This window comes from Actinosynnema sp. NPDC050436, assembly GCF_040655415.1.
Taxonomy (GTDB): Bacteria; Actinomycetota; Actinomycetes; order Mycobacteriales; family Pseudonocardiaceae; genus Actinosynnema.
This window is the reverse complement of the sequence record NZ_JBFAJV010000020.1, coordinates 93,388-120,129: the sequence shown is the minus strand read 5'-3', so window position 1 is coordinate 120,129 and position 26,742 is coordinate 93,388. Positions and strand designations below refer to the sequence as shown.

Sequence of the window (26,742 nt, the reverse complement as noted above, 5' to 3'; positions counted from 1 at the left end):
TCAGCACCTTGCGCACTGGTCCTACCCCAGTGAGCCGGTGGACAGGAGGCCGCCGTCGACCCGGACGGTGTCGCCGGTGATCCACGCTGCCGCGTCCGAGGCGAGGAAGGCGACCAGGCGGGCGACGTCCTCCGGGGTGCCGAGGCGCCGGAGCGGGTACGCGGCGGCGGCCTCGTCCTCCCGCCCGGAGTACAGGGCCTCGGCGAAGCGGGTCTTCACCACGGCCGGTGCGACGGCGTTCACGCGGACCTTCGGGCCGAGTTGCCACGCCAACTCCTCGGTCAGGCGGATGAGCGCGGCCTTGCTCGCGCCGTAGGCGGCGATGGCGCCGGTCGAGCGCAGGCCGCCGACCGAGGCGATGTTGACGACCGCGCCGCCGTGCTCGGCCAGCCACGCCTTCCACGCCAGTTGCACGAAGCCGAGGGCGGCCACGACGTTGGTGTCGAAGATCTTGCGGACGGCGTCCAGGTCGGCGTCGACCAGCGGGCCGAAGGTGGGGTTGATGCCGGCGTTGTTGACCAGGACGTCGAGGCGTCCGAACTGCTCGATCGTCCGCGTGACGGCTTGCTCGCGGTCCTCGGCGTTGCCCGCGTTGCCGGGCACGGCCAGTACGTGGTCGGCGGGGACGCCCGCTGCGCTCGCCAGGGTGTCGGCGGCTCTGGTCACGGCGTCCGGTTTGCGGGCGGTGATGGTGACGGTGGCGCCTCGGGTGAGCAACTCCAGCGCGATGCCGTAGCCGATGCCCCGGCTCGCGCCGGTGACCAGTGCCGTCCTGCCTGCGAACTCGTCGGTGGCCATCCACGCAATGTATGCCGGTGGACACAGGTGGCTAATTCGGTGGCGGGCACCGCGTACACTGGTGTCGTGGTCATCTTGATCGAGTAGGTCCGGCGCACGCTGTGCGCGCCGTCGACCCCGTCCGACCACTCACCCGGAGTTTCCTCTTGATCACCGCAACCGACCTTGAGTTGCGCGCCGGCTCGCGCATCCTGCTGTCCGACGCCACCCTGCGCGTCCAGCCCGGCGACCGGATCGGCCTCGTCGGCCGCAACGGCGCGGGCAAGACCACGTCCCTGCGGGTGCTGGCGGGGGAGGGGCAGCCGTACGCGGGCGAGGTCCGCCGGACCGGTGAGCTCGGCTACCTGCCGCAGGACCCCCGCGAGGGGGACCTGTCGGTGATCGCCAAGGACCGGGTGCTGTCCGCGCGCGGGCTGGACCAGTTGCTGCGCGACATGGAGAAGGCCCAGTCCACGATGGCCGAGCTGGTGGACGACAACGAACTGCAGGAGGCCGTGCGCAAGTACGGTCGCCTCGAAGAGCGCTTCTCCGCCCTCGGTGGGTACGCGGCCGAGAGCGAGGCGGCGCGGATCTGCTCGAACCTGGGCCTGGCCGAGCGGGTGCTGGCGCAGCCGCTGCGCACGCTGTCCGGCGGGCAGCGGCGGCGGGTGGAGCTCGCGCGCATCCTGTTCGCGGCCTCGGAGGCCGGGGTCGGGGCGAAGTCGAGCACGATCCTGCTGATCGACGAGCCGACCAACCACCTCGACGCGGACTCGATCACGTGGCTGCGCGGGTTCCTCAAGTCGCACGACGGCGGTCTGGTCGTGATCAGCCACGACGTCGAGCTGCTCGACGACGTGGTGAACAAGGTGTGGTTCCTCGACGCGACGCGCGGCGAGGTCGACATTTACAACATGGGCTGGAAGAAGTACCTGGAGGCGCGCGCCGCCGACGAGAAGCGCCGCCGCCGCGAGCGGGCCAACGCCGAGAAGAAGGCCGGCGCGTTGATGGCGCAGGCGGACAAGATGCGGGCGAAGGCGACCAAGGCGGTGGCCGCGCAGAACATGGCGCGTCGCGCCGAGAAGCTGCTGGCCGGCCTGGAGGACGAGCGCCAGGCCGACAAGGTGGCCAAGATCCGCTTCCCGCAGCCCGCCACGTGCGGCCGGACGCCGCTGACCGCCGAGGGGCTGAGCAAGTCCTACGGCTCGCTGGAGGTGTTCACCGGGGTCGACCTGGCGATCGACCGGGGGTCGCGGGTGGTCATCCTCGGGTTGAACGGTGCGGGCAAGACGACGCTGCTGCGCCTGATCGGGTCGATGGAGCGCCCGGACGCCGGCGAGGTCATCCCCGGGCACGGGCTGAAGCTGGGCTACTTCGCCCAGGAGCACGAGACGCTCGACCACGAGGCCAGCGTCTGGCAGAACATCCGGCACGCCGCGCCGGACGTGCAGGAGCAGCAGTTGAGGTCGCTGCTCGGCACGTTCCTGTTCTCCGGTGAGCAGCTCGACCAGCCGGCAGGCACCCTGTCGGGTGGCGAGAAGACCCGTTTGGCGCTTGCGGGACTGGTGTCGAGCGCGGCGAACGTGCTGCTGCTGGACGAGCCGACGAACAACCTCGACCCGGCCAGCCGGGAACAGGTGCTCGACGCGCTGCGCCGCTACGAGGGCGCGGTCGTGCTGGTCACCCACGACCCGGGCGCGGTCGAGGCGCTTGAGCCCGAGCGGGTGATCCTGCTCCCGGACGGGTCGGAGGACCACTGGTCGGACGAGTACCTGGAACTCGTGCAGTTGGCCTGAGGCAACAGGTTCCCCCTCCGTCACCCCTGATCCACTCTCAGTGATCAACCGACCGCTCGCCGATCTTTTCGCATGATCGCCTGGCGTTCTTGGTCTTCGTGTTCGATCATTGCGACGACAGGGGCTTTCACGGCCCGACCTGCTGTCTACGGAAGGCGGGACAAGGTGGCTGACCTGAAGAAGGGTGCCCGGATAACCGGCGCCACGCGGGACAAGCTGGCCGCTGACCTGAAGAAGAAGTACGAAAAGGGCGCGAGCATCCGGGCGTTGGCGGAGTCGACCGGGCGCTCCTACGGCTTCGTGCACCGGGTGCTCAGCGAGTCCGGTGTGCAGCTGCGCGGTCGCGGTGGCGCCACCCGCACGAAGAAGAAGTAAGCTACCCTCCGGTAACACCGGGCGCCGAGGAGAGCCGGCGTCCAGCTGAACCCGGAGGTCACAGGCATGTCGGCACCGACCACCATCGACGCCGACGTGTTGAAGCGCGGTGGCGTGCGGCTCGTCGTCGACGGACCGCGCGCGACGGTCACGCTCGACCGCCCCGACGTGCTCAACGCACAGACGCCGTCCACCTGGGTGGCGTTGCGGGCGATCGGCGCGCAGTTGAACCCGGACGTCCGCGTCGTGGTCGTCCGGGGCTCCGGTCGTGCGTTCTCCGCCGGCCTCGACCGGCGGATGTTCGGCGGTGCGGCGGTCGAGGGCGAGCCGGGGCTGCCGGAGATCAGCCTGCGCGGACCCGAGGGCGGTGCCGCGCTGATCGCGGAGTTCCAGGAGGGGTTCCGCTGGCTGCGCGACCCCGACCGGGTCACGATCGCCGCCGTGCACGGGCACGCGATCGGTGCGGGCTTCCAGCTCGCGCTGGCGTGCGACTTCCGCGTGGTCGCCGACGACGTGCGGTTCAGCATGGCCGAGACGTCCCTCGGCCTGGTCCCCGACCTGGGCGGCACGCTGCCGCTGGTCCGGCTGGTCGGGTACTCCCGCGCGGCCGAGATCTGCCTGACCGGGCGTCGGGTGGGCGGTGAGGAAGCGCTGCGGATCGGCCTGGCCAACTCCGTCGTGCCCGCCGACGACCTCGACGCCGCCGTGGACGACCTGGTCGCCCGGGTGCTGCGCCCGATGCCGGGCGCGGTGCGGGAGACCCTCGCGCTGCTCGCGCACGCCGCAGCCGGCGCGTCCGAGGAGGAGCAGTTGCTCGCCGAACGGGCCGCGCAGGTGCGACGGCTCGCCGAGTTGACCGCGCTCGCCGCCCGCACGGCCGACTAGCAGGGCAGACTCCGGCACCGCCGGTCCGCGCCGGGCCGGCGAACCAGAGGCGGGCCGGCGAGTCAGCGCGGCGGTTCGCCGTGGGCGTAGTGGGGAAGTTCGCGTGTGAAGTGCGTGTTCTCCTCTGCGTGGACGGTTCATGGGGCTTGATGCGCAGTGCGATGGCGGCTTCCGGCACGACCAAGGGCGTGCGGCGGGGGACGTTCCGGCGGGTGGTGAGGTTCGCTCGACCGCACCGGGCCAAGCTGGCCGTCTTCTTGTTGCTCACCGTGATCTCCTCCGTGCTCGCCGTCACCACCCCGGTGTTGGCGGGTCGGGTGGTGGACGCGATCGTCGGCGGGCGGGACGTGTCCGTCGTCGTCTGGTTGGCGGTCGTGATCGCGGTGATCGCCGTGGTGGACGCGGGGCTGGGGCTGCTGGAGAGGTGGCAGTCGACGCGGATCGGCGAGGGCCTGATCTACGACCTGCGGCGGGCGGTGTTCGAGCACGTGCAGCGGATGCCCGTGGCCTTCTTCACCCGGACCCGCACCGGGGCGTTGGTGAGCCGGCTGAACAACGACGTGATCGGGGCGCAGCGGGCGTTCACCTCGACGCTGTCCGGTGTCGTCACGAACGTGATCCAGCTCGGGCTGTCACTCGGCGTGATGTTCACCCTTTCGTGGCAGGTGACGGCGCTGGCGCTGCTCCTGCTCCCGGTGTTCGTGCTGCCCGCCAAGCGCATGGGCAGTCGGATGGCCGACCTCCAGCGCGAGGCGTCCGCGCTGAACGCCGGCATGACCGCGCAGATGACCGAGCGGTTCTCCGCGCCCGGCGCGACGCTGGTCAAGCTGTTCGGCCGGCCCCGCGCCGAGGCCGACGAGTTCGGTGCCCGCGCCGCCCGCGTCCGGGACATCGGCATCCGCACGGCGATGGCGACGCGCTGGTTCCTCACCGGCCTCACCCTGGTCTCCGCGCTCGCCCAGGCGCTGGTCTACGGCCTCGGCGGCTACCTCGCGCTGACCGGCCACCTCGCGGCGGGCACGGTCGTCTCGCTCGCGCTGCTGCTGACCCGCCTCTACTCGCCGCTCACCGCGCTCGCCAACGCGCGCGTGGACGTGATGACCGCGCTGGTCTCCTTCGAGCGGGTCTTCGAGGTGCTCGACCTGCCGCCGATGATCGACGAGTCGCCGCAGCCGCGCCGGCTCCCCGACGGCCCGGTGTCCGTGGAGTTCGACGACGTCCGGTTCGGCTACCCCTCCGCTGAGAAGGTGTCGCTCGCCTCGCTCGAATCGGTGGCCACGCTGGACACCCGGGGTGGTGAGGAGGTGCTGCACGGCATCAGCTTCCGCGCCGACCCCGGTCAGCTCGTCGCGCTCGTCGGGTCCTCCGGCGCGGGCAAGTCGACCATCGCCTCACTGGTCCCGCGCCTCTACGACGCGGAGTCCGGCACCGTCTCGCTGTCCGGTGTGGACGTGCGCGAGCTGGCGTTCGACTCGGTGCGCGGCGCGGTCGGCGTGGTCACCCAGGACGGGCACCTCTTCCACGACACGATCCGCGCCAACCTCACCTACCCGCGCCCCGAGGCGACCGAGGAGGAGCTGTGGGACGCCCTGAACCGGGCCCGGCTGCGCACGCTGGTCGACGCGCTGCCCGACGGGCTGGACACCGTGGTGGGGGAGCGCGGCTACCGGCTGTCCGGTGGTGAGCGGCAGCGGCTGACGATCGCGCGGCTGCTGATCGCCCAGCCGCGCGTGGTGATCCTGGACGAGGCCACCGCGCACCTGGACTCCGAGTCCGAGGCGGCGGTGCAGGCCGCGCTCACCGAGGCGTTGCAGGGCCGGACGGCGCTGGTGATCGCGCACCGGCTGTCCACGGTCCGCTCGGCGGACCAGATCCTGGTCGTGGAGGACGGTCGCGTCGTGGAACGCGGCACGCACGTCGAGCTGCTCGCCGCGGACGGGCGCTACGCCGAGCTGTACCGCACGCAGTTCGACGAAGCGCCCGCCGCGGAAACGCCCGCAGCGGTCTGACGACCGCCTACAGGGCACCGAGGAAGGTCGCGGTCGCGCCGACCGCGACCTTGGAGGTGCCCGCGTCCACCACGAGCACCGCGAACGCGAGATCGCCCCGGTAGCCGACGAACCAGCCGTGCGACATCGAGCCGTCGCCGTGCTGGGCCGTCCCGGTCTTGCCGCGCACGCCACCGAGCCCCGCGAGCGCCGTCGCCGTGCCGCCGGTGACGACCTCGCCCATCATCGAGCGCAACGCCGACGCGACACCGCCCGGCAGCGCGCGGCCCTGCCCGCCCTGCGTGGGGATCTCGCGGATCAGCTGCGGCGTGGGCGTGCTGCCGTTCGCCACGGTCGCCGCCGCCAGGGCCATGCCGAACGGCGTGGTCTGCATGGTGCCCTGGCCGATGCCCGCCTCGACGCGCTGGGTGACCGTCTCGGACGGCGGGATCTTGCCGGTGTTCGTGGTCAGGCCCGCGACCGCGTAGTCCTCGCCCAGCCCGAACAGCGAGGCCGCCCGGGGCAGGGCGTCGGCGGGCAGGTCGGCCGCGAGCCGGCTGAAGCTGGTGTTGCACGACGCGGCGAACGCCCGGTGCACCGGCACGGTCCCGAGGTCGAACTGGTCGTCGTTGACGATCTGGCGCGGCCCGATGGTCGCCTTGCCGGGGCGCTCGACGGGGGAGTCTGCCGTGACGTTCCCGGACATCAGCGCCGCCGTCGCGGTCACGATCTTGAACGTCGAGCCGGGCTCGTAGTAGTTCTGCAACGAGATCGGCCCGCCGGCGCTCGCCCCGGCGTTCTGCGCCACGGCCAGGATCTCGCCGTTGGACGGTGCCAGCGCGACGATCACGGCCGGCAGCGGCACCTGGTCGACGGCGGTCTGCGCGGCGTTCTGGGTGGACGGGTCGAGCGTGAGCGTCAGCTTCTGGCGGGCCTTGGCCTTCTTCTCCGCCAGCACGGCCACGGGCGTGCCCGCCGCGTCGACCACGGCCACCTGCCAGCCCTGCTCACCGGTGGTGCCGCCGAGCTGCTGGGTGACCGACGACACGACCACGGGCGCGAACCCGGGCGGCACGGGCGTCCCGTCGCGGTCGAGCAGCGCGCCGTCGCCGGAGGTCGTGGTGTAGGCCAGGGACTGCCCCTCGACCAGGTTCGGGTGCAGCAGCGCGGGTGTCCAGTGCACCTGCCACCGGGTGTCCGCGCGGCGCAGTTCCACGGGCACCGCGTACTTCAGCGGTGTGCTGTCGGGCAGCGTCCAGGTCACGTCGACGGTGATCGTCGCGGTCCTGTCCGCGTCGCCGATCGCCGGCGACGCACCCACCCGGCCCCCGTAGACGACGCCCTTCATGCCCTGCAACATCTTCTCGATGGCCGGTTGCGCGGCGGCGGCACCGTCGGTGGCCGCAGCCGCCTGCGCCGCGTCGCCGGCCATCAGCGCCGCGACGAACTGCTGGGCGACCGGTGCCGGCAGCGGGCGGACGGTGGGCGGTGCCGAGGCCGACCTGCCGTCGGACGGCCACAGCACCACCACGCCCGCCACCACGACGGCCACTGCGGCCAGGCTTCCCCCGGCCAGGATCCATCTCTTGCCAGTCCTGTTCACGTTTCCCCCTCTGCGACCGGAGACTAGCCAGATCGCGTGGAGGAATCGTGAACAGGGACGCTCAGCCGAGTTCGGGGATGCGGGCCTGGTACTTGCGCAGCAGGTCGGAGTTGGCGGCGTCGCCGCCCTCGACGTTCGCGCTGCGCCACAGCGGCAGCTCCACGCCCGCCTCGGTCGCCTTGTCCAGCAGCCGCACCAGCAGCAGGTTCCACAGGAACGCGGTGGCCACGGTGGACACGGCCGCCGTGACCGGGTTCTCCACCGGGTAGGTGGCGTCACCGGCCGGCACCAGGTTGTCCAGCACGACGGTCGCGTTCTCGGCGAGCGTGGTGCCCGCGCGGCGCGGCGCTGCGGCGCTGGCGGCGAGCGAGGTCACCGCGACCACCGGGCAGCCGGCGTCGGCGGCCAGCACGGCCAGCTCCACCGGGTACGGGTTGACGCCCGAGGTCGAGAACACGAACAGCACGTCGTGCGCGGCCAGTCCGGCGTCGCGCAGCACCTCGGCGGCGAGGCCGGAGCGGCGTTCGGCGGAGGTGCTGCTCACCGCGCCGTGCATGGGCAGCAGTTCGGGGTGGTAGATCGGCCGCACGCAGGCCAGGCCGCCCGCGCGGTAGAACGTCTCGGCGACGGCGGCCAGCGAGTGGCCCGCGCCCGCCGCGAGCACCATGCCGTCCGCCTGCACGCCGGCCAGGACGAGTTCCGCAACGTCGTCCAACGCAGCGGCGTTCTGCTGCTCCACCCTGGTCAGGTGGGTCCGCACGACGTCGCCGTAGTCGGAGCCGGGCACGGTCTCGGTCATGCGGTCTGCCCTCCGGTGGTCTACACCAAGTTGGTGATCGCCAGTCCTACCCGATCCGCCGGCCCGCCGCCAGCAGGTGTTTGACCTCCGAACACAGCACGTGTTCAGATGAACACCGTGGATGTTGCCAGACGGCACGAGCTGATCCTCCAGAGCCTGCGCCAGGGCCGGCGGGTCGGGGTCGGTGCCCTCGCCGAACTCGTGCAGGCGTCGGAGATGACCGTGCGGCGCGACCTGGACGTGCTGGAGCGCGACGGCCTGCTGCGTCGGGTGCGCGGCGCGGCGGTAGGCATGTTGACCGGTGAGGAGACGCCTTACGCGGCCCGAGCCCGGCAACGGCTGGAGGCCAAGCGCCGCATCGGTCACGCCGTGGCCGAACTGCTCGACGACGGCGAGACCGTCGTGCTCGACGGCGGCACCACCACGCTGGAGGTCGCGCGCCGGCTCACCGACCGGCGGGTGACCGTGCTGCCGCTGTCACTGCACTCCGTGGACGTGCTGCGAACCGCCGACCAGGTGCGGGTGGTGCTGCCCGGCGGCGAGCTGCGTCCCGGTGAACTGGCGTTCGGCGGCCCGCTGACCCTGTACGCGTTCCAGGTGATGCGCTTCGACACGGTGGTGCTGGGCTGCTGCGGGCTGAGCGCGGCCAACGGGGTCTCCGCGCACGACCTGGCCGAGGTCGCGGTGAAACGGGCCGCCGTGGACGCCTCCGCGCGGGTCGTCGCCGCCGTCGACAGCTCCAAGTTGGGGCGCACCGCGTTCGGCCGGGTCTGCCCGGCGCGCGAGGTCGACGTGCTGGTGACCGACGAGGACGCGCCCGAGGACGAGGTGGCGCGGCTGCGCAAGGCGGGCGTGGAGGTCCGCCTGGTGTGACGCCGTCGCGCCGGTCAGTGCGACGGCGGCTCGTAGCACGCACCCTCGCGCGTGGGGCCCGTCACCGACACCAGCACCTCACCCGGTCGCACGTGGCCGATCACGCACCCGGTGCCCTGCGGGCTCTCCAGGGTGAGCGCGTACACGACACCCGGCGGCGGCGTGGTGCCGGGCGACGTGGTCATCGTGGTGAGCCAGACCTTCGGCTGACCCGCTTCGGCGAACACGGACCGGACCGACTCCGGCGAGGTCGTGCCCGCGTCGCACCCCGCGTCGAGCCCCGGCCGCACCTTCTCCGCCACCGCGAGGGTCGACGCGCGCACCTCCGGCCTGAGGGCCTTGCGCACCCGCCACGACCGGTTGTCCACGTGGTTGGGCGGCATGTCGCCCGGCAGTTCCCTCGAAGTCGCCGGCGTCGTCGTCGCGCCCGGAGTCGCGGCCTTCGCCACCTCGTCCACGTCGAACGCGACCCGGCACGCCCCGGTCTGCGGGATCTCGGTCGCAGTGGCCGGCGGAGTGGCCGGCGCAGTCGTGACCTGGACCGTCGTGACCTCGGGAACCGGTGGCAGGTCGCCGCCGCCGTCCGACGCCGTGTCCGCGCGCTGCGCGCACCCCGCCGCCGCCAGCGCCACCAGCACCAGCCCCCACCTGGAACGTGACATGCCGTCGACTGTGGCACACCCGATCCGGGCGCGTGCGCGGATCAGCGAAGATCCTCCGGCCGGTCCACGTCCGCACCGTCCGCGACGTCCTCGCACGCCACCGCCACCGCCCCGTGCGCCCGCAGGTAGTCCCGCGCGCCGGCGTCACCGGTCGCCGAAGCCGACACGGCCGCCCAGTGCTCACGGCCCAGTAGCACCGGGTGCCCCGGCGCACCGCCGTAAGACGCGCGCAGCAAGCCACCGGGCGAGGCCAGGACCACGAAACGGCGGACCGCCTCGACCGTCACACCCGGCGTGTCGACCGGCAGCACGACGACGGCGTCCGCCGAGGTGCCCAGCGCCGCCAGACCCGCTCTCAGCGACGAGCCCATGCCCGTCGCCCACGCGGGGTTCTCCACCACCAGGGCGTCGCCCAGCGTCGCCCGCGCCCTCACGTCGTCGGCGCCCGCGCCCAGCACCACGACGACCGGCGCGCAGCCCGCGTCCCGCAGCGCGGACCGGGCCGACTCGACCCAGAGCGCGCCACCGCGCCGCACCAGCGCCTTGGGCCCGCCGAACCTGCGCCCGGCCCCCGCGGCGAGCAGCAACCCGGCGACCCGCATGAGGTCACACTAAGGCCCGGTGTCCCTTCAGCTCGGCCCGGCTGGACACCGCCAGCTTGCGGTAGACCCTGGTCAGGTGCTGCTCCACGGTGCTCACGGTGATGTGCAGCCTCAGCGCGATGGCCCGGTTGCTGTGGCCACACGCGGCGAGGGTCGCGACCCGGCGCTCCGAGTAGGTCAACTCCGTCATACGGACAAACACGTGCCACGCCGAGGGTGCGGTTCAACGGTCACGGAAAAATCACGGCGCGAGGTGCTCCAGCAGCAGCGCGGTGAGCACCTCGGGCACCTGCTCGGGCACCCAGTGCGAGACGTCCTCCAGCATTTCGAAGCGGTAGGGCCCGCTGACCCACTTGGCGGTGTCGAAGGCGGCGGTGGACCCGAACGCCACGTCCTCGGTGCTCCAGACGTACATCGTCGGCACCGCCACGTGCTCGATCCGGCCGTCCGGCCGGCCCGCCCGGTACCAGTTCAGCGCGGCGGTCAGCGCGCCCGGCTCGGCCAGCCGCCGCAGGTAGTCGTCGACCCGCGACGGCGGCACCTGCCACTCGAACATCTGCCGCAACGCCGCGCCGTTGTCCGCGAGCATCCGCCGCTCGGTGGAGCTCTGCCGCCACTCGGTCATGTACGCCGACCGCATGTGCTGGTCCTCGTCGCTCTGCACCGCGTCGGCCAGCGCGCGCGGGTGCGGCGTCGACACGGCCGTCAGCGTCCGCAGGCGGTCGGGGTGCTCGTAGGCCGTCCACCACGCCACGGCCGCGCCCCAGTCGTGCCCCACCAGGTCGAACCGCGACCACCCCAGCGAGTCCGCGACCGCCAGCACGTCGCCGACCAGCGAGTCGATCCCGTACTCCAGCGCGGCCTCGGGCCGCACGCCGGGGGAGTAGCCGCGCTGGTCGAACGCCAACGCCCGGTAGCCGGCCCGCCCCAGCACCGCCACCTGGTGCTCCCACGCCACCGCCGCCTCCGGGAAGCCGTGCAGCAGCAGCACCGGCCGGCCGTCCTCGGGACCTGCCGCGATCGCGTCGAACACACCTTCGGCCGTCTGCACCCCGAGCTGTTCGGTCACTGTGATCCGAGTCCCATCCTCGATCCGGTCGTGCTGTCCGAGCGAACATTGTGCTGTGGAACCCGCCATCGACGTCCTCGCACCCACCGGACCCGTCCGCGCCGTGGTCCTGGTCCTGCACGGGGGCAGTGTCGAAGGTCACCGCCCGGTCAGCCGCCACAAGCTGCCGTACCTGCGGATGGTTCCCTTCGCGCGGTCCATCCACCGCCACGGCGAGGGCGTGGCGGTGTGGCTGCTGCGGCACACGCACAACGGCTGGAACGCGCCTCACAAGCACCCCGTGCAGGACGCGCGGTGGGCGTTGGCCAAGATCCGGCGCGAGCACCCCGCCGTGCCCGTGGTGCTGGTCGGCCACTCCATGGGTGGCCGGACCGCCCTGCACGTCGCCGACGACCCGCAGGTGGTCGCGGTGTGCGCGCTGGCCCCGTGGATCGAGGGCGGCGACCCGCACCGGGGCCTGGCCGGGCGCGCGCTGCTCATCGCCCACGGCGACCGCGACCGCACCACCAGCCCCGCCGCGTCCTACCGGTACGCCCTGCTCGCCCGGCAGGTCACCGACCGCGTGGCGCGGTTCACCGTGCCGGGCGAGGGCCACGCGATGCTGCTCCGGTTCCGCTGGTGGACCCGGTTGGTCACCGACTTCGTGCTCGGCGTGATCGACATCGAACCGCTCGCCCCCTATCTGGCGAACGCCATGCGGGAGCCCACACCGAAGGGCTTGGACGTGCCTCTGGGAGGAACGCGTGGTGGTAACCGGTGAACGGCAACGGGTAGCGGTGGTCGGCAGCGGGGTCTCCGGGCTCACCGCCGCCTACCTGTTGCAGCGCCGCTACGACGTGGTGCTGTTCGAGCAGGACGCCCGACTGGGCGGCCACGCCCACACCCACGAGCTGGCCACCGACGACGGTGGCACGACCGTGGTCGACAGCGGCTTCATCGTGCACAACGAGCGGACGTACCCCAACCTGGTGCGGCTGTTCCGCGAACTCGGCGTGTCCACCCAGGACTCCGAGATGTCCATGAGCGTCCGGTGCCTGGGCTGCGGCCTGGAGTACGCGGGCGCCCGCAAGCTGGCCGGGCTGTTCGCCCAGCCGCGCAACCTGACCCGGGCCGGCTACCTGCGGATGCTCGCGGAGGTCACCCGGTTCCACCGGCACGCGAAGCGGCTGCTGGCGATGCCCGACGAGCACGACACGACCCTGGGCGCGTTCCTGGTGATCGGCGGGTACTCGCAGTACTTCGTGGACCACTTCGCCCTGCCGCTGGTGTCCGCCGTGTGGTCGTCCGGGCCGCAGGACAGCAGGCGCTACCCGGCGCGCTACCTGTTCGAGTTCCTGTCCAACCACGGAATGCTGTCCGTGGGCGGCACGCCGCAGTGGAAGACCGTGGTCGGCGGCTCGCGCGCGTACGTCGAACGCGCCGCGAAGGGGCTGACCGCCGTACAGGTGTCCACGCCCATCCGCAGCATCCTGCGCACCGCCGACGGCGTCGAGCTGCGCGACGACGCCGACCAGCGGCACCTCGCCGACAAGGTCGTCGTCGCCACCCACCCGGACCAGGCGCTGGCCTTACTCGGCGACCCGACCGACGCCGAGCGCGAGGTGCTCGGGGCGTTCCGCTACTCCCGCAACGAGACCTGGCTGCACCACGACGCCGGCGTGCTGCCCGAGAGCCCCGGCGCGAAGGCGTCCTGGAACGTCCTCAAGCCCGCGTGCCACGAACGCGGCGGCGAGGTCCTGGTCAGCTACCACATGAACCGGCTCATGCGGCTCGTCGAGCCCCTTGACTACGTGGTGACACTGAACGCGACCGATCTCGTCGACCAGGGTTCGGTGATCGCCCGCATGGTGTACGAGCACCCCGTCTACACGCCCGAGTCGCTGGCGGCGCAACGGCGGTTGCCGGAGCTGAACACCGGGCGCACGGCGTACGCGGGCGCGTACCACGGGTGGGGTTTCCACGAGGACGGGTGCGCCTCGGGGGTGCGTGCGGCGACCGGCTTCGGGGTGGCCTGGTGAACCTGTACGAGGTCGAGATCGGCCACACGCGCCGGGAACGGCTGCACCGGTCGTTCCGGCACAAGGCGTACGTGTGGCTGGTGGACCTGGACGCGCTGCCCCGGCTGCCCCGGTGGCTGCGCCCGTTCGCCCGGTTCGAGGCGCGGGACCACCTCGGGTCCCCGCAGCGCACGATCCGGCAGAACGTCGATGCGTGGCTCGCCGAGCGCGGCATCGACCTCGGCGGCGGCCGGGTCACCATGCTCGCCAACGCCCGCCTCCTCGGTTACGTGTTCAACCCCCTGTCGCTCTTTTGGTGCCACAACGCGTCCGGGGAGCTTGAGTGCGTCATCGCCGAGGTACACAACACCTATGGGCAGCAGCACGTGTACTTGCTGCACCCGGACGCCGCAGGACGCGCGCGCGTGGACAAGAACTTTTACGTGTCGCCCTTCCTGGAGATCTCCGGGCACTACGTGATGCGCGTCCCCGAACCAGGTGAAGAACTCTCCGTGACCATCGCCCTGCGCCAAGGCGGGGCCACGCCGTTCAGCGCCACCATGAAGGGCCACCGGCGACCCGCCACCCCGCGCGAGCTGGTGCGGCTGCTGATCCGCCGGCCACTGATGACGTACCGGGTTTCCGGGCTGATCCGCCGTCATGGCATCGCGCTCTGGGCGCGGCGCGTGCCTGTAGTCCCGAGGAGTGACAAGCGATGAGCACGATCGACCTGCCCCGTCCCAACCAGGGGATCTGGCCGGGGCTGCACTACCCGCCGCGCTCGCCGTGGCGGGCCGGGATCGCCGAGGCGCTGTTCCGCCGGGCCGTGCGCACGCTGCCGATCAGGGTCGTCCTGCCCGGCGGCGTCCGGCTCGGCGCGGGCGGCACCGACGCGCCGGTCATGCGCGTGCACCGGCCCGCCGCGTTCTTCCACCGGCTCGGGGTGGACGCCAAGATCGGGTTCGGCGAGGCGTACATGGTCGGCGACTGGACCTGCCACCGGCTCGCCGACCTGCTCACGCCCTTCGCCGCGCGGCTGAGCACGCTCATCCCGCCCAAGCTGCAACTGCTGCGGCGCTGGGTGGAGCGCCGGCACCCCGCGTCGGACGCCAACGACGTGCGGGGGTCGCGGCGCAACATCCACCGGCACTACGACCTGTCCAACGACCTGTTCACCACGTTCCTGGACGAGACGATGACGTACTCGTCGGCGTGGTTCGACGGGACCGACTCGCTGCCCGAGGCGCAGCTCCGCAAGATCGACGGCGTGCTGGACTACGCCGGCGTGCGCTCGGGGTCGCGGGTGCTGGAGATCGGCACCGGCTGGGGCGCGCTCGCCATCCGGGCCGCCCAGCGCGGTGCGACCGTCACCTCCCTGACGCTGTCGGCCGAGCAGAAGGCGCTGGCCGAGCAGCGGGCGTCCGCAGCGGGCGTGTCCGACGCCGTCGACATCCGCCTGCGCGACTACCGCGAGGAGCGCGGCACCTACGACGCCGTGGTCAGCGTGGAGATGATCGAGGCCGTGGGCAGCGAGTACTGGCCCGCCTACTTCACCATGATCGACCGGTCACTGGTGCCGGGCGGCCGGGTCGGGCTCCAGGCCATCACCATGCCCCACGACCGGATGCTGGCCAGCGCCGCCAGCTACACGTGGATCCACAAGTACATCTTCCCCGGTGGCCTCATCCCGTCCGTGCGGGCGATCGAGGAGACCGTCCGCGACCACACCCGGCTCAGGGTCGAGGCGACCCGCGAGTTCGGGCTCGACTACGCCGAGACGCTGCGCCGGTGGCGGGAGCGGTTCACCGACCGGTGGGAGGACGTCGCCGCGCTCGGGTTCGACGAGACGTTCCGCCGGATGTGGGAGTTCTACCTCGCGTACTCCGAAGCGGGGTTCCGGGTGGGCTATCTGGGGGTGCGCCAGTTCGGCATGGTGAAGTAGCGCTGCGCCGACTGCGCCGAACGGCTCATCCTCTCCCTCGGTCGGGTGCTGTTCCCACCACGTGGGCCACGATCGTGGTCAGCTTTGGCGAATCCCGTATCAGGGAGCGGAGTGCTCCCTCCTCATCAATGAGCCGGGATGTGCCGGGAAGGGTTGACGAGCGTGAGGAGGTCGCCGGATGGTGCACGCATCCGTGCGGACCGACGTCGGGATCGAGGTCGGCGCGGTCGGCGACGCAGGCGCACCCGGTCGTCCCGAGGTCCGATTGGTCGCGGGCGGTGCGCCGACCGGGGTGACCACCCGGTGGCTGGCCGAGGCCGAGATGTCGGAGCTGGTCGACGCCGCGCTGGCCGGGGAGCCGCGCGCCGTCGAGCAGCTCCTGGCCCGGATCCAGCCGCTGGTGCTGCGCTACTGCCGGGCCCGGGTCGGCTCCCGGGAGCGGACGCTGGTCTCGGCCGAGGACATCGCGCAGGAGGTCTGCCTCGCCGTCGTGGCGGCGCTGGCCAAGTACCGCTACGAGCCCGGCTCGTTCCTCGCGTTCGTGTACGGCATCGCCGCGCACAAGGTCGCCGACGCGCGCAGGCGCGCGGTCCGCAGCCGGTCCGAGGTCGTCCCCGAGCTGCCCGACACGCCGACCCTGGAGGACGGGCCGGAGCAGCGCGCCATGAACGGCGAGATGATCGAGGCCGTCACCCAGCTGCTGCGCCGGCTGCCCGAGCGCCAGCGGGAGATCCTGGTGCTGCGCGTCGCGGTCGGGCTGTCCGCCGAGGAGACCGCCGCCGCCGTGGGCTCCACGCCCGGCGCGGTCCGGGTCGCCCAGCACCGCGCGCTGGCGCGGATGCGGGAGATGTTCGCGGCCGTCGAGGGCTGACCCTGGCATCGTAGGGGGATGACGACCCCCGACGAGCCCGCGTTCGACGTGGTGTTGTCCGGCACCGTGTTCCTGGACATCATCTTCACCGGCCTCCCGCGCCCGCCCGCACCGGGCACCGAGGTGTGGGCCGAGGGCCTCGGGTCGTGCCCCGGCGGCATCGCGAACCTCGCCGTGGCGCTGAGCAGGCTCCAACTGCGCACCGCGCTGTCGGCCGCGTTCGGCGAGGACGCCTACGGGGACTTCTGCTGGGAAGTCCTCTCCGAACAGGAAGGCGTCGACCTGTCCTACTGCCGCCGCTACTACGGCTGGCACTCGCCGGTCACCGTGTCGATGGCGATGGACCGCGACCGCTCCATGGTGACCCACGGGCACCGGCCGCCCGTCTCCGCCGACGAGATCCTGTCGCCGCCCCCGTCCACCCGCGCGTGCTTCGTGCACATCCAGCCGGAGGAGGAGCAGTGGGTGCAGGCCGCCAAGGCGGCCGGGGCGCTGCTGTTCGCCGACATCGGGTGGGACCGCACGGGCGTGTGGGCGCCCCAGCTGCTGCGGCGGCTGGAGGACTACGACGTGTTCCTGCCCAACGACGCGGAGGCGATGCGGTACACGCGCAGCGAGTCGGCGGAGCGCGCTGCGATCGCGTTGGCCGAACACGTGCCCGTGGTGGTCGTCACGCGCGGCGGCAAGGGGGCGGTGGCCGTCGACTCGTCCACGGGGGAGGTCGTGGACGTGCCCGGGTTGAACGTGGCACCGCTGGACTCGACCGGCGCGGGCGACGTGTTCGGTGCGGGGTTCGTGCTCGGGACGCTGGCCGGGTGGCCGCTGGCGGACCGGGTGCGGTTCGCCAACCTGTGCGCGGCGCTGTCGGTGCAGCACTTCGGCGGGTCGCTGTCGGCTCCCGGCTGGGTGGACATCGCCACGTGGTGGCGCACCGTCAGCCGGCGTGCCGACTCCGACCTGTGCGGGTACGGGTTCCTGGAGGACGTGCTGCCGCACCGCGCGGGCGTCGAGGTGAGCCGGGCGAGCGCCACCATCCGGCTCCGGGGCCCCCGATGATCACCCGATGGTGATCTTGCGCTGGTTCGAACTCCTGTTCGAGAATCTACCCGTACGGTCCGCCGCCATCCGGCGCAGGGGGTTTGGCGTCGGCCGGTAACGGGCAGGAGTAATTTCGGGTGTGCGAGCAACCTGGGGCGGTCGCCAAGCGACTTAGTGATCAGGGAGCTTTTCCCGACGGGGATCGCAGGGGCTTCGCAAGGGGATCGGAAGGGGTTGTTCGGTGTTCGCCGCGCGCGCGACGGGTCTGTTCAAATTGCTGGGGTTGTGCCTGATGGCGGGCGTGCTGCTGGCCGCTCTGCTGTTCCCCGTCGTGGGCGGGCTGGGCCTGGCGTCCAACCGCGCCGCCGACACCGTCGACCAGACCTCGGGCGAGCTGACCAAGGCGGAGCCGCCGCTGGTCACCACGGTGCTCGACAAGGACGGTGCGCCGATCGCCTACCTGTACGACCAGTACCGCATCCCGGTGCCGTCCTCCGGCATCTCCGACACCATGAAGGCCGCGATCATCGCGATCGAGGACAAGCGGTTCTTCGAGCACAAGGGCGTCGACTGGCAGGGCATCGCGCGCGCCGCGGCCAAGGCGGGCGTCGACGGCGGGGCGTCCCAGGGTGCGTCGACGCTGACCCAGCAGTACGTGAAGAACTACCTGGCGTTCGTGGTGGGCGAGGGCAAGCAGGAGGCGTACGAGAAGGCCACCGAGGCCACCCTCGGCCGCAAGATCAGCGAGGCGCGCATCGCGACCCAGCTGGAGCAGAAGCTGAGCAAGGACGAGATCCTCACCGCGTACCTGAACATCGTCCCGTTCGGCAACGGCACCTACGGCGTCGGCGCGGCCTCCAAGACCTACTTCAACACCACGCCGGACAAGCTCACCGTGCCGCAGGCCGCGATGCTCGCCGGCCTGGTCAACGAGCCCAGCCGGCTCAACCCCGGCGCGGCCGTCGAGCCCGCGATCAAGCGGCGCAACACGGTGATCGACAAGATGCGCGAGAACGGCGCGTTCGGCGCGGACGCGAAGGTCGCCGAGGAGAAGGCCAACGAGTACAAGGCGGCGGACATCGGCGTCGTGCCGGACCTCCAGCTGCTGCCCAACGGCTGCGTCGGTGCGGGCGACGGCCCGGTGTACGGCTTCTTCTGCCGCTACCTGCTCGACTACCTCGACACGGCGGGCATCCCGCCGGCGAAGCTGCGCAAGGGCGGCTACACCATTCACACCACGATGGACCCGGTCGCCACCCGCGCCGCCAAGGAGGCGGCCGAGGAGCAGGTGCCCAAGACCCAGCCGGGCGTGGCGAACGCGATGGCCGTGGTCGAGCCGGGTGACGACAAGCACCGCGTGCGGGCGCTGGCCGCGAACCGCGACTTCGGCAACAACGCCGACGCCGGGCAGAGCGCGTACTCGATCCCGGCCGAGGTGACCAAGTTCGGCGCGGGCTCCATCTACAAGGTGTTCACCGCCGCGTCCGCCCTGGAGAAGGGCGTCACCGGCATCGACAAACCGATCGACGTCCCCGCGACCTACACGTCCAAGGTGTACAAGAACGGCAGCAAGCCGTACACGGTGAAGAACGCCGGCCCGTACAAGGACAAGATGACGCTGACCGAGGCGCTGGCCCAGTCGCCGAACACCGCGTTCATCATCCTGGAGGAGAAGGCGGGCCTGAACAACGTCGTGGACATGGCGCACCGCCTCGGCCTGCGCGAGTCGATGCAGGGCGTGAACGAGGCGGGCGACCCGCTCAAGTCGGACGGCTCGAACGGTCCCAGCCAGGGCGACGTCTACAAGCGCGACAACAGCGGCTCGTTCACCCTGGGTGCCGGCCCGACCAGCATCCTGGAGCTGTCGAACGTGGCGGCGACCATCATGAGCGGCGGCAAGTGGTGCCCGCCGACCCCGGTCGAGAAGATCACCGACCGCAACGGCGTCCCGGTCCAGCTCAAGGAAGCCCCGTGCGACCAGGCCGTGGCCCCCGAGGTGGCGAACGCCCTGGCCACCGCCATGAGCCACGACACCAAGCCCGGCGGCACGGCGGCCAACGCGACCAGGGGCTGGGACCGTCCGATGATCGGCAAGACGGGCACCACCGAGAACCACTGGTCGGTGGCGTTCATCGGCGCGACCCCCCAGTTCGCGGGCGCGGTGATGACCTTCACCGACGGCGTGGCACCGCAGGTGATCTGCAACGGCTCCCCGCCCTACCTGTGCGGCACCAACGACGCGGGCGGCGTCTTCGGTGGCCAGGTGGCGGCCCCGACGTGGTTCAACGCGATGAAGACCATCCACGGTGCGGCCGAGACGAAGCCCCTCCCGCCGGTGGACCCCCGCTTCCGCTGACCCCACCGACCACTCCCGCCCACCCCACCGGACCCCGCCCGCTCCCCAGCGGGCGGGGTTCGCGCATCTCGGCCGCCGCCTCGACCCCGTGCCGGACCGCAGCCCGACCACGGCCGAGGAAGGCTTCGGGATCGCCGTAGAGGCACGCCGGGGCGGGCCGGTGCAGATGCTCGCCGGGCAGGAGGCGTCCCGCCCGGGGCGAGGCCGACCCGCACCTCTGCGTCGGGGGCGTCCGCGCCGTTCCTGTGCGGTGCCGCGTTCGCCTCGCCGCGAACTTCGCAGGTCATCGCGGTGTGTCAGGGGTCGGTTGCGAAGCGTGGGGCGATCACGGTCCGTGGCCTTCGGGGAGCCGTGGTGGTCATGGCCCTGACCTGCGATTTGTAACGGCCCAATACGAGACCTGCATGTATCTGAACACGCACTGTGACAAACAGTGGGCTATCTCACCAAATTGCCCCAGTTGGTGCGGTGTGTCTTGCCTTCCCTCGTTACGTCGGGTTACGTTCCCGGCCGCATGTCACGGTTCGGTCACCAAAAGGACACGGCGTCGCTCCCCGAAAGCGCCGCCACCCGGATCCCCCGCCGGGTGTCCTGACCGGGCTCCCCGATGCAGGAAGGCAACCCCCTTGGCACGGCACACCAAGGCCCGTGGTCGCAGCGTGTTCACCACGCCCCCGAGGACCACCGGCAAGCGCGGCTCCCACCGCGCGGACGACGAGAAACCCCTCGCCTCCGGCAAGATCACCGCAGTGGTGGCCTTCGGAGCACTGACCGCCGGCATCGGCGTGGCGGCCGGCTCGTCCGGTCCGCAGATCACGCCCCTCGCCGGCTCCGGCGACCTCGCCGCAGCGCTGGCGGGCACCACCGCCTCGCCGCAGTCCCACGCGATCCAGACCCGGCACGTCATCGAGCCCGGCCTGGAAGCGGCGAAGCTCATGCGCTCCGAGGGCATGTACGCCCGACAGCACGTCGACCAGGCCATCAAGCACGCCTCCAACGGCTACGTCGACCGCCAGGCCGAGCTCAAGCGCCAGAAGGACGCGCAGGACGCCGAGAACGCGCGCATCGCCGCCGAGAACGCCGACAAGGCACGCGCCGCCGCCGCTGAAGAGGCCGCGCGCAAGCCCAAGGTGTTCAAGCCCGCCGAGGGCACCTTCACCTCCGGCTTCGGCGCGCGGTGGGGCACCACCCACTTCGGCGTCGACATCGCCAACGCCATCGGCACGCCGATCGTCGCCCCGCTGGACGGCACGGTGGTCGAGGCGGGTCCGGCGAGCGGCTTCGGGCTGTGGGTGCGCGTCCAGCACGCCGACGGCACGATCACCGTCTACGGGCACGTCAACGAGATCCTGGTGAGCCAGGGCCAGCAGGTCGCCGCCGGTCAGCAGATCGCGACCATCGGCAACCGGGGCGAGTCCACCGGCCCGCACCTGCACTTCGAGGTGTGGATCGGCGGCTCGCAGAAGATCGACCCCATCGGGTGGCTGGGCGAGCGCGGCATCTCCCTCTGACCCACCCCGCCGCCGACGCCGCGGAGCGTCGGCGCGCTCCTCACGCCGGTCGGCGTTCGCTCGAACCGCACCCCGCTGAGCCGGACCAGTCCCCCTGGTCCGGCTCAGCGCGTGTCCGGGGTCGGCGGCGTGGGCGTGGCAGGATCGTGGGGTGGTCGATTCCCGGAGTCCGGCACTCGCGTCGCGGACCGGCGAGGTCGTCGCCGACTGGGTGTGGGGCTGGGCGCTGTCCCGTGGCACGGTGGATCCCGTCACCGAGCCCGACGGCTTCCGCGTCGACGTCGGGTTGCCCGGCCACCGGGTGCGGTACGTGCTGGTGGAGCCGAGGTCGGTGGGCGCGCGTGCCGCCGGCCTCCGCGACCCGGGCACGTGGGTGAAGGTCTGCGGGCCGCTCGACGAGGTGCGGTCCGGCCTCGGACCCGAGTGGGTCCTCGGCGAGCCGGAGTACCTGATGAGCACCGGGCTGGGGGAGCAACCGCCCCTCGCCCCGCCGGCCCCCTACGCGGTGGAACTGCGCAGCACCGGTGACGTGCACGACGTCGTGCTCCGCGCCGGCGACGGCGGGTGCGCGGCGAAGGGGCGCGTCGCGGTGCGGGGCCTCGCCGCTGTCGTGGACATGGTGGAGACCGACCCGGCGCACCGCCGGCGGGGCCTGGGCAGGGTCGTGATGTCCGAGTTGTCGCGGGTCGCGTCGGCTCGTGGTGCGGTGCGGGGCGTGCTGGTCGCCACCGAGGCCGGGCTCGCGCTCTACCGCAAGCTCGGGTGGACGGTCGAGTCGCCGATCACCGCCGCCCACCTGGAGTAGCACCCCACCTGGAGCAGTACCCGTCTGGAGACACGGAGGGCGATCGTGGGGCGTTGAGGCATCACGCTGCCGTTGACCGGTGTGCCGGTGCTCGCGTTCACGCCGCTGGCACCGGCCGCCCAGTGGTCCGACCGGCTCCGGCTCGGCGGCGATCGCGCCCGTCTTCACCCGTGGGCCGGCGACGCTCGCCATGACCGCCGCCACCCTGGCCGGCGACGAGGTCACCGAGGAGTACGAGACGTTCGCCGTGCGCGGGTTCCGCCTCGAACGCGCCCCCGAGCGGCGGGTGCCGGTCATGCTCGCCGCGCTGCGGCCCGCCATGCTCCGGCTCGCCGGGCGCGAGGCCGACGGGGCGATCACGAACTGGCTGGGTGCCGGGGACGTCGCCCGGGTCCGCGCCGAACTCGGGCAGGGCGAACTCGCCGCCCGGGTCTTCGTCTGCCCGACCGAGGACGCCTCCGCCGCCCGCGCTCGGCCGGGTGCTCATCAGCACCTACCTGACCGTGCCCGCCTACGCCGCGTTTCACGAGTGGTCGGGGCGCGGCGACGCGCTGCACCCGATGCACGACGCCTGGAACGCCGGCGACCGGCGGGGCGCGGCCGCGCTCGTCCCCGACTCCGTGGTGGACGACCTGGTGGTGCACGGCAGCGTCGACCGGTGCCGCGCGCGGGTGGCCGAGTACGCCGCCGACGGTGTCGACACGCCGGTCGTCGCCGTGCTGCCCACCGGGGCGGACCAGCTCGACCTGGTGCGCGCGCTGGCACCGGGTGCCTGAGCCGGCCGGGGGCCGGTGACGCCGCGCGGCGGTCAGCGGCCGGCGCGGGTGCGGAGGGCGGCCAGGGCCTTGTCGGCGTGGGTGGTCATGGAGAACTCGGACTTGATCACGTCCAGCACCGTGCGGTCCCGGTCGATGACGAACGTGTGCCGCTTGACCGGCAGCGGGCCGAAGCGGCGCTTGACGCCGAACAGGGCCGCCACCTCGCCGGACTCGTCCGACAGCAGCGGGTAGTCGAAGGCGTGCAGGTCGGAGAACTGCTTCTGCTTCGCCACCGCGTCCGTGCTGATCCCCACGCGCCGGGCCCCCGCCTCGGTGAACTCGGCGGCCAGGTCGCGGAAGTGGCAGCTCTCCGCCGTGCACCCGCCGGTCATCGCGGCCGGGTAGAAGAACAGCACCACCGGGCCGTCCGCCAGCAGCCCGGACAGCGTGCGCGGTGCCCCGCCCTGGTCGGGGAGGGTGAATTCGGGGGCGGTGTCGCCTGGCTTCATGGTTCGGCGGGTCCTTCCGCTCGGTGCCCCACCGGCGGGCTCGCGGCCACCGGGGGTGGTGATCACTTCTCGCACGGTGTTCGCGTCGGGCCGTCCGCGCGGTTCTCGCTAATCTCGTGTCAGCCCGGGAGGTGTGTGCAGGTGACCAGCATGTCCGATGTCGCGCGGGCCGCCGGTGTGTCGGCGGCCACCGTGTCGCGCGCGCTGCGGGGCGAGCCGGGGGTGTCCGAGGCGACCCGCCGGTACGTCACCGAGGTGGCGAAGCGGATGCAGTACGCGATCGCGCGCGACGCGTCGAGCCTGGCGGGCGGGCGCAAGTACGCGGTCGCGGTGCTGACCGCCGACGTGGGGCGCGGTGACCTGCTCGCCGGCGCCGAGAGCGCGCTGCGCGGCGCCGGCTACGACGTGCTGCTGTACGTGCTGCGCGACGACGACTCGCGCGCGCGGTTCTTCGAGGGACTGCCGCCGCTCGGCCGGCGGGTGGACGGCGTGCTCGCGCTGTCCGTGGGCTTCTCCGCCGACGAGCGGCAGGCGCTCGACGCGCTGGACGTCCCGGTGGTCGCGGTGCGGCCCGACGACCTGCGCGACGCGCTGCGGCTCGCGGCCGGGCACGTGGCGGGGCTCGGCCACCGGGAGGTGGCGCTGGTGCTCGCCGAGGACGTGGACGAGTCGTGCGAGGAGCTGCTCGTCGCCGAGGGGCTGCACGTGCGTCCCGAGTGGACGCTGTGGTCGTCGTCCACGGTCGCGGGCGGCGAGCAGGTGGCGGACGCGCTGCTGGACGGCGACCGGCTGCCGACCGCCGTGATCTGCTCCGCCGGCGAGGTGGCGCTGGGGGTGTTCCTGCGGCTGCGCCGCGACGGGCGGGGCGTGCCCGAGGACGTGTCGATCGTCAGCCTGGACGGGCCGGAGCTGGCCCGCGCGGTCGGGATCACGGCCGTGGAGGGGGCTTGGCGGGAGCGCGGTGAGCACGCGGTGGCCCGACTGCTGGCCGCGGTGCGCGAGGAGCCGCGGCCCGCGTCGCAGGAGGGGTCGGCGGGCGGGGCCCGGGAGGAGCGTTCGCCGTCCGTGCACCTGGTGGTCCGGGGGTCGACCGGACCGGTGACGATCACCCCGTGATCATCGTCACCCGCCGGGCGGGGGGTTCGATGAACCTCCTGCGACCATCGGGTGACCACCGCTACCCCGCCTGGCCCCGGGGTGCCGGGAGCGACGAAGCTGTCCCACGTGGACGACGAGCTTGCCGCACTGGCCGAACTGCACGGCGTGGCCACCTGGTACGAGGACGCGAACCAGCGTCGCGCGGACGTCGACGCCGACGTCGTGGTGGCCGTGCTGGCGCAACTGGACGTGGACGCCTCGACCCCGGAGGCGGTGCGCCGGGCGCTCGCCGCGCCCCGGCCCGAGCCCCGGACCCTGGTCCTGCGGGCCGGCGACGTGCTGGGGGGACCCGGGTCGCTGCTGCTGGAGGGCGGTGGCGAGCTGGCCCTGCCGGCCGAACCGCCGCTGGGGTACCACCGGCTGGGCGACCGCACCGTTGTCGTCGCGCCGCGCGCCCTGGAACCGCCGCCGAGGGCGTGGGGCTGGATGCTCCAGCTCTACGCGATGCGCTCGGACGAGTCGTGGGGCATGGGCGACTTCGCCGACCTGGCCACGATCGCCCGGCGCAGCGCCGACGAGCTGGGGGCGGGCGTGCTGCTGGTCAACCCGGTGCAGGCGGTCGCGCCCACCACCCCGGTGGAGCGCTCGCCCTACTCGCCGTCGAGCAGGCGGTTCGCCAACCCGCTCTACCTGCGGGTCGAGGACACCGACGCCTACCGGGAGGCCGACGCCGCGACGCGCGCGGCGGTCGACGCGCTGCGCCCCGACAACGACACCGAGCTGATCGACTACGACGCCGTGTGGACGGCGAAGAGGGCCGCGCTGGAACTGCTCTGGCCCTCGGTCGAGCACCCCGCGCCGGAGGGCGACCTGCGCGACTTCGCGCGGTTCTGCGCGCTCGCCGAGGTGCACGGCCCGGACTGGCGGCAGTGGCCCGAGGCGCAGCGCGACCCCGCCACGGCGACCGCCGACCCGGAGCGGGTGGCGTTCCACGCGTGGTTGCAGGAGCTGTGCGAGCGCCAGCTCGCGGACGCCCGGCAGGCCGCCGGTGCCATGCCGGTCGGCATCGTGCACGACCTGCCGGTGGGGGTGCACCCCGGTGGCGCGGACACCTGGGCGGTCCGCGACGCGTTCGCGCCCGACGTGCGGGTGGGTGCGCCGCCGGACGCGTTCAGCCAGCTCGGCCAGGACTGGAACCTGCCGCCGTGGCGGCCCGACCGGCTCGCCGAACAGGGCTACGAACCGTTCCGCGCGGTGCTGCGCAGCGTGCTGCGGCACGGTGACGGCGTCCGCGTGGACCACGTCGCCGGGCTGTGGCGGCTGTGGTGGATCCCGCCGGGCGAGCCGGCCAAGCGCGGCACTTACGTGAACTACGACGACGACGCGATGCTCGCCGTGCTGACCCTGGAGGCCCACCGGGCCGGCGCGGTCGTGGTGGGGGAGGACCTGGGCACCGTCGAGCCGAAGGTGACCGAGGGCCTGCACGAACACGGGATGCTCAGCTCGGCCGTGCTGTGGTTCCAGCGCGACTACGACCGGCCCGGCCACCCGCTGGTCCCGCCGGGGCGGTGGACGACCTCGGCGATGGCCAGCATCTCCACCCACGACCTGCCGACGGTCGCGGGGTTCCTCGGCGCGGAACACGTTCGGCTGCGAGCCGAACTGGGGCAGTTTGCGAACGACCCGGAAGGGGAACTCCGGAACGCGGAGCGGGAGCGCGCAGAATTGATCGCGCTGCTCAAGCAGGAGGGGGTGGCTGCCGATGACCTGGTTACCGCGTTCCACGCCCTACTAGCGAAGGCACCGTCCCTGCTGCTGCTGACATCGCCACAGGACGCGCTGGGGGAGACCCGCCAGCCGAACCTGCCCGGCACCGTCGACCAGTACCCGAACTGGCGGATCCCCCTGCCGGTCCGGTTGTCCGGCCTGTTCGAGGACGCCCGCGTCCGGCGGGTGGCCGGGGCGTTCGCGCCCGGGCGTGGCCGATGACCGGGCGCACGCCCGTCCCGCAGGCCGCCCACCTGCGGAGTACCGTCGAACCGTCACCCGCGCCATGGTTTGGAGGTGGCATTCTCCCGTGAACACCGACGTGGTGTCCCGCTCCGGGCTGGTGCCCGAACAGATGATCGCCACCGCACCCGCCGACGCCCTGGAGAGCGCCGTCGAGTACGCGCTGGCCGCCGTCCGCCCGTCGAACCCCGTCGACACCGCGTCGACCGAGCCGGCGAGTTCCCGGTTGGCGGAGGAGTCCCTGGTCGACGCCCTCGGGCGGACGCGGCCGGGGGTGGACGACGCCCTCGGGCAGGCGGTGGCCTGCGCGGAGGCGGCGGCCGAGCACCTGCGCTACGGCGAGCTCCAGGAGGCCCGCCTGCTGCTGGTGGCGGCCCGTGGCCAGCTCGTCAGGTCGCACACCCGCAGATCTTGATCT

The 26,742-nt window shown here is 72.7% G+C and carries 24 protein-coding genes and 2 pseudogenes; 18 read left to right on the top strand and 8 right to left on the bottom strand.

Annotation, left to right across the window (positions count from 1 at the left end; all coding sequences use genetic code 11):
* Positions 1 to 21: 21 nt before the first annotated feature.
* Positions 22 to 798 (bottom strand): SDR family oxidoreductase, encoded by a 777-nt coding sequence (locus tag AB0I60_RS33800; protein WP_360737303.1) that lies wholly within the window; start codon positions 796 to 798, stop codon positions 22 to 24.
* A gap of 146 nt (positions 799 to 944) precedes the next feature.
* Between AB0I60_RS33800 and AB0I60_RS33795 the strand changes: the two genes are divergently transcribed.
* From AB0I60_RS33795 to AB0I60_RS33780, 4 genes are all read left to right on the top strand, one after another.
* Positions 945 to 2,573 (top strand): ABC-F family ATP-binding cassette domain-containing protein, encoded by a 1,629-nt coding sequence (locus AB0I60_RS33795; RefSeq protein WP_360737300.1) that lies wholly within the window; start codon positions 945 to 947, stop codon positions 2,571 to 2,573.
* A gap of 72 nt (positions 2,574 to 2,645) precedes the next feature.
* Positions 2,646 to 2,948, top strand: coding sequence for a helix-turn-helix domain-containing protein (locus tag AB0I60_RS33790; RefSeq protein ID WP_257902492.1), 303 nt, complete (start codon positions 2,646 to 2,648; stop codon positions 2,946 to 2,948).
* A gap of 66 nt (positions 2,949 to 3,014) precedes the next feature.
* Positions 3,015 to 3,833, top strand: coding sequence for an enoyl-CoA hydratase/isomerase family protein (locus AB0I60_RS33785; protein ID WP_360737297.1), 819 nt, complete (start codon positions 3,015 to 3,017; stop codon positions 3,831 to 3,833).
* A 128-nt stretch (positions 3,834 to 3,961) separates the two neighbouring features.
* Positions 3,962 to 5,842 carry an ABC transporter ATP-binding protein gene (locus AB0I60_RS33780; RefSeq protein WP_360737295.1) on the top strand — a complete coding sequence of 627 codons (1,881 nt, stop codon included), beginning with the start codon at positions 3,962 to 3,964 and terminating at the stop codon, positions 5,840 to 5,842.
* A gap of 7 nt (positions 5,843 to 5,849) precedes the next feature.
* Here the strand turns inward: AB0I60_RS33780 and AB0I60_RS33775 are convergent, their stop codons facing one another.
* Positions 5,850 to 7,424, bottom strand: coding sequence for a penicillin-binding transpeptidase domain-containing protein (locus tag AB0I60_RS33775; RefSeq protein ID WP_360737292.1), 1,575 nt, complete (start codon positions 7,422 to 7,424; stop codon positions 5,850 to 5,852).
* Between the two features lie 61 nt (positions 7,425 to 7,485).
* Complete coding sequence (locus tag AB0I60_RS33770; RefSeq protein ID WP_360737290.1) at positions 7,486 to 8,223, bottom strand: SIS domain-containing protein; 738 nt, start codon at positions 8,221 to 8,223, stop codon at positions 7,486 to 7,488.
* Between the two features lie 108 nt (positions 8,224 to 8,331).
* On the opposite strand from AB0I60_RS33770, the gene AB0I60_RS33765 reads away from it, so the two are divergent.
* The gene (locus AB0I60_RS33765) at positions 8,332 to 9,096 is read left to right on the top strand and encodes a DeoR/GlpR family DNA-binding transcription regulator (RefSeq protein WP_360737288.1); all 765 of its coding nucleotides are present in this window, start codon (positions 8,332 to 8,334) and stop codon (positions 9,094 to 9,096) included.
* Positions 9,097 to 9,110: 14 nt separating this feature from the next.
* On the opposite strand, the gene AB0I60_RS33760 is transcribed toward AB0I60_RS33765, so the two are convergent.
* The 4 genes and pseudogenes from AB0I60_RS33760 to AB0I60_RS33745 all read right to left on the bottom strand — a co-directional run bounded on the left by AB0I60_RS33760 (position 9,111) and on the right by AB0I60_RS33745 (position 11,429).
* Positions 9,111 to 9,758, bottom strand: coding sequence for a hypothetical protein (locus AB0I60_RS33760; protein ID WP_360737286.1), 648 nt, complete (start codon positions 9,756 to 9,758; stop codon positions 9,111 to 9,113).
* A gap of 41 nt (positions 9,759 to 9,799) precedes the next feature.
* Positions 9,800 to 10,360, bottom strand: coding sequence for a nucleotidyltransferase family protein (locus AB0I60_RS33755; protein ID WP_360737284.1), 561 nt, complete (start codon positions 10,358 to 10,360; stop codon positions 9,800 to 9,802).
* A 4-nt stretch (positions 10,361 to 10,364) separates the two neighbouring features.
* Positions 10,365 to 10,547 (bottom strand): annotated as a pseudogene (locus AB0I60_RS33750) (helix-turn-helix transcriptional regulator); the annotation flags it as partial.
* Positions 10,548 to 10,601: 54 nt separating this feature from the next.
* The gene (locus AB0I60_RS33745; protein WP_360737282.1) at positions 10,602 to 11,429 is read right to left on the bottom strand and encodes an alpha/beta hydrolase; all 828 of its coding nucleotides are present in this window, start codon (positions 11,427 to 11,429) and stop codon (positions 10,602 to 10,604) included.
* A 55-nt stretch (positions 11,430 to 11,484) separates the two neighbouring features.
* On the opposite strand from AB0I60_RS33745, the gene AB0I60_RS33740 reads away from it, so the two are divergent.
* The 10 genes and pseudogenes from AB0I60_RS33740 (at position 11,485) to AB0I60_RS33695 (ending at position 22,725) form a co-directional block, all read left to right on the top strand.
* Positions 11,485 to 12,189 carry an alpha/beta fold hydrolase gene (locus AB0I60_RS33740; protein ID WP_360737279.1) on the top strand — a complete coding sequence of 235 codons (705 nt, stop codon included), beginning with the start codon at positions 11,485 to 11,487 and terminating at the stop codon, positions 12,187 to 12,189.
* Positions 12,173 to 13,447: an FAD-dependent oxidoreductase gene (locus tag AB0I60_RS33735; RefSeq protein ID WP_360737276.1), complete on the top strand. Its 1,275-nt coding sequence runs from the start codon at positions 12,173 to 12,175 to the stop codon at positions 13,445 to 13,447. The genes AB0I60_RS33740 and AB0I60_RS33735 overlap by 17 nt, the downstream gene beginning before the upstream one ends.
* Positions 13,441 to 14,145: a DUF1365 domain-containing protein gene (locus tag AB0I60_RS33730; protein ID WP_360737340.1), complete on the top strand. Its 705-nt coding sequence runs from the start codon at positions 13,441 to 13,443 to the stop codon at positions 14,143 to 14,145. Before AB0I60_RS33735 ends, AB0I60_RS33730 begins: the two co-directional genes overlap by 7 nt.
* The gene (locus AB0I60_RS33725; RefSeq protein ID WP_360737273.1) at positions 14,142 to 15,368 is read left to right on the top strand and encodes a cyclopropane-fatty-acyl-phospholipid synthase family protein; all 1,227 of its coding nucleotides are present in this window, start codon (positions 14,142 to 14,144) and stop codon (positions 15,366 to 15,368) included. Before AB0I60_RS33730 ends, AB0I60_RS33725 begins: the two co-directional genes overlap by 4 nt.
* Positions 15,369 to 15,546: 178 nt before the next feature.
* Positions 15,547 to 16,239, top strand: a complete 693-nt coding sequence (gene shbA, locus AB0I60_RS33720; protein WP_360737270.1) for an RNA polymerase sigma factor ShbA — start codon at positions 15,547 to 15,549, stop codon at positions 16,237 to 16,239.
* 18 nt (positions 16,240 to 16,257) lie between these two features.
* On the top strand, positions 16,258 to 17,295 hold the full coding sequence (locus AB0I60_RS33715) for a carbohydrate kinase family protein (protein WP_360737267.1): 1,038 nt from the start codon (positions 16,258 to 16,260) through the stop codon (positions 17,293 to 17,295).
* Between the two features lie 223 nt (positions 17,296 to 17,518).
* Entirely contained in the window at positions 17,519 to 19,633 is a 2,115-nt protein-coding gene (locus AB0I60_RS33710) for a transglycosylase domain-containing protein (RefSeq protein WP_360737265.1), read from the top strand.
* 659 nt (positions 19,634 to 20,292) lie between these two features.
* Complete coding sequence (locus AB0I60_RS33705) at positions 20,293 to 21,144, top strand: M23 family metallopeptidase (protein WP_360737263.1); 852 nt, start codon at positions 20,293 to 20,295, stop codon at positions 21,142 to 21,144.
* A gap of 151 nt (positions 21,145 to 21,295) precedes the next feature.
* A complete protein-coding gene (locus AB0I60_RS33700; protein ID WP_360737261.1) occupies positions 21,296 to 21,949 on the top strand; it encodes a GNAT family N-acetyltransferase in 654 nt (217 codons plus the stop codon).
* A gap of 60 nt (positions 21,950 to 22,009) precedes the next feature.
* Positions 22,010 to 22,725 (top strand): annotated as a pseudogene (locus AB0I60_RS33695) (LLM class flavin-dependent oxidoreductase).
* Between the two features lie 32 nt (positions 22,726 to 22,757).
* On the opposite strand, the gene AB0I60_RS33690 reads toward AB0I60_RS33695, so the two are convergent.
* The gene (locus AB0I60_RS33690; protein WP_360737258.1) at positions 22,758 to 23,216 is read right to left on the bottom strand and encodes a peroxiredoxin; all 459 of its coding nucleotides are present in this window, start codon (positions 23,214 to 23,216) and stop codon (positions 22,758 to 22,760) included.
* Between the two features lie 150 nt (positions 23,217 to 23,366).
* Here AB0I60_RS33690 and AB0I60_RS33685 point away from each other — a divergent pair, with 150 nt between their 5' ends.
* The 3 genes from AB0I60_RS33685 (at position 23,367) to AB0I60_RS33675 (ending at position 26,739) form a co-directional block, all read left to right on the top strand.
* On the top strand, positions 23,367 to 24,332 hold the full coding sequence (locus AB0I60_RS33685) for a LacI family DNA-binding transcriptional regulator (protein ID WP_360737337.1): 966 nt from the start codon (positions 23,367 to 23,369) through the stop codon (positions 24,330 to 24,332).
* A gap of 108 nt (positions 24,333 to 24,440) precedes the next feature.
* The gene (locus AB0I60_RS33680; protein ID WP_360737255.1) at positions 24,441 to 26,303 is read left to right on the top strand and encodes a 4-alpha-glucanotransferase; all 1,863 of its coding nucleotides are present in this window, start codon (positions 24,441 to 24,443) and stop codon (positions 26,301 to 26,303) included.
* 88 nt (positions 26,304 to 26,391) lie between these two features.
* Positions 26,392 to 26,739: a hypothetical protein gene (locus AB0I60_RS33675; protein WP_360737253.1), complete on the top strand. Its 348-nt coding sequence runs from the start codon at positions 26,392 to 26,394 to the stop codon at positions 26,737 to 26,739.
* Positions 26,740 to 26,742: the final 3 nt, after the last annotated feature.

Coding starts and splice junctions, on each gene's coding strand:
- AB0I60_RS33715 (WP_360737267.1), top strand. CDS start 16,258: ATGACGACCCCCGACGAGCCCGCGTTCGACGTGGTGTTGTCCGGCACC.
- AB0I60_RS33685 (WP_360737337.1), top strand. CDS start 23,367: ATGTCCGATGTCGCGCGGGCCGCCGGTGTGTCGGCGGCCACCGTGTCG.
- AB0I60_RS33690 (WP_360737258.1), bottom strand. CDS start 23,216: ATGAAGCCAGGCGACACCGCCCCCGAATTCACCCTCCCCGACCAGGGC.
- AB0I60_RS33800 (WP_360737303.1), bottom strand. CDS start 798: ATGGCCACCGACGAGTTCGCAGGCAGGACGGCACTGGTCACCGGCGCG.
- AB0I60_RS33770 (WP_360737290.1), bottom strand. CDS start 8,223: ATGACCGAGACCGTGCCCGGCTCCGACTACGGCGACGTCGTGCGGACC.
- AB0I60_RS33785 (WP_360737297.1), top strand. CDS start 3,015: ATGTCGGCACCGACCACCATCGACGCCGACGTGTTGAAGCGCGGTGGC.
- AB0I60_RS33755 (WP_360737284.1), bottom strand. CDS start 10,360: ATGCGGGTCGCCGGGTTGCTGCTCGCCGCGGGGGCCGGGCGCAGGTTC.
- shbA (WP_360737270.1), top strand. CDS start 15,547: ATGGTGCACGCATCCGTGCGGACCGACGTCGGGATCGAGGTCGGCGCG.
- AB0I60_RS33760 (WP_360737286.1), bottom strand. CDS start 9,758: ATGTCACGTTCCAGGTGGGGGCTGGTGCTGGTGGCGCTGGCGGCGGCG.
- AB0I60_RS33790 (WP_257902492.1), top strand. CDS start 2,646: ATGATCGCCTGGCGTTCTTGGTCTTCGTGTTCGATCATTGCGACGACA.
- AB0I60_RS33765 (WP_360737288.1), top strand. CDS start 8,332: ATGAACACCGTGGATGTTGCCAGACGGCACGAGCTGATCCTCCAGAGC.
- AB0I60_RS33725 (WP_360737273.1), top strand. CDS start 14,142: ATGAGCACGATCGACCTGCCCCGTCCCAACCAGGGGATCTGGCCGGGG.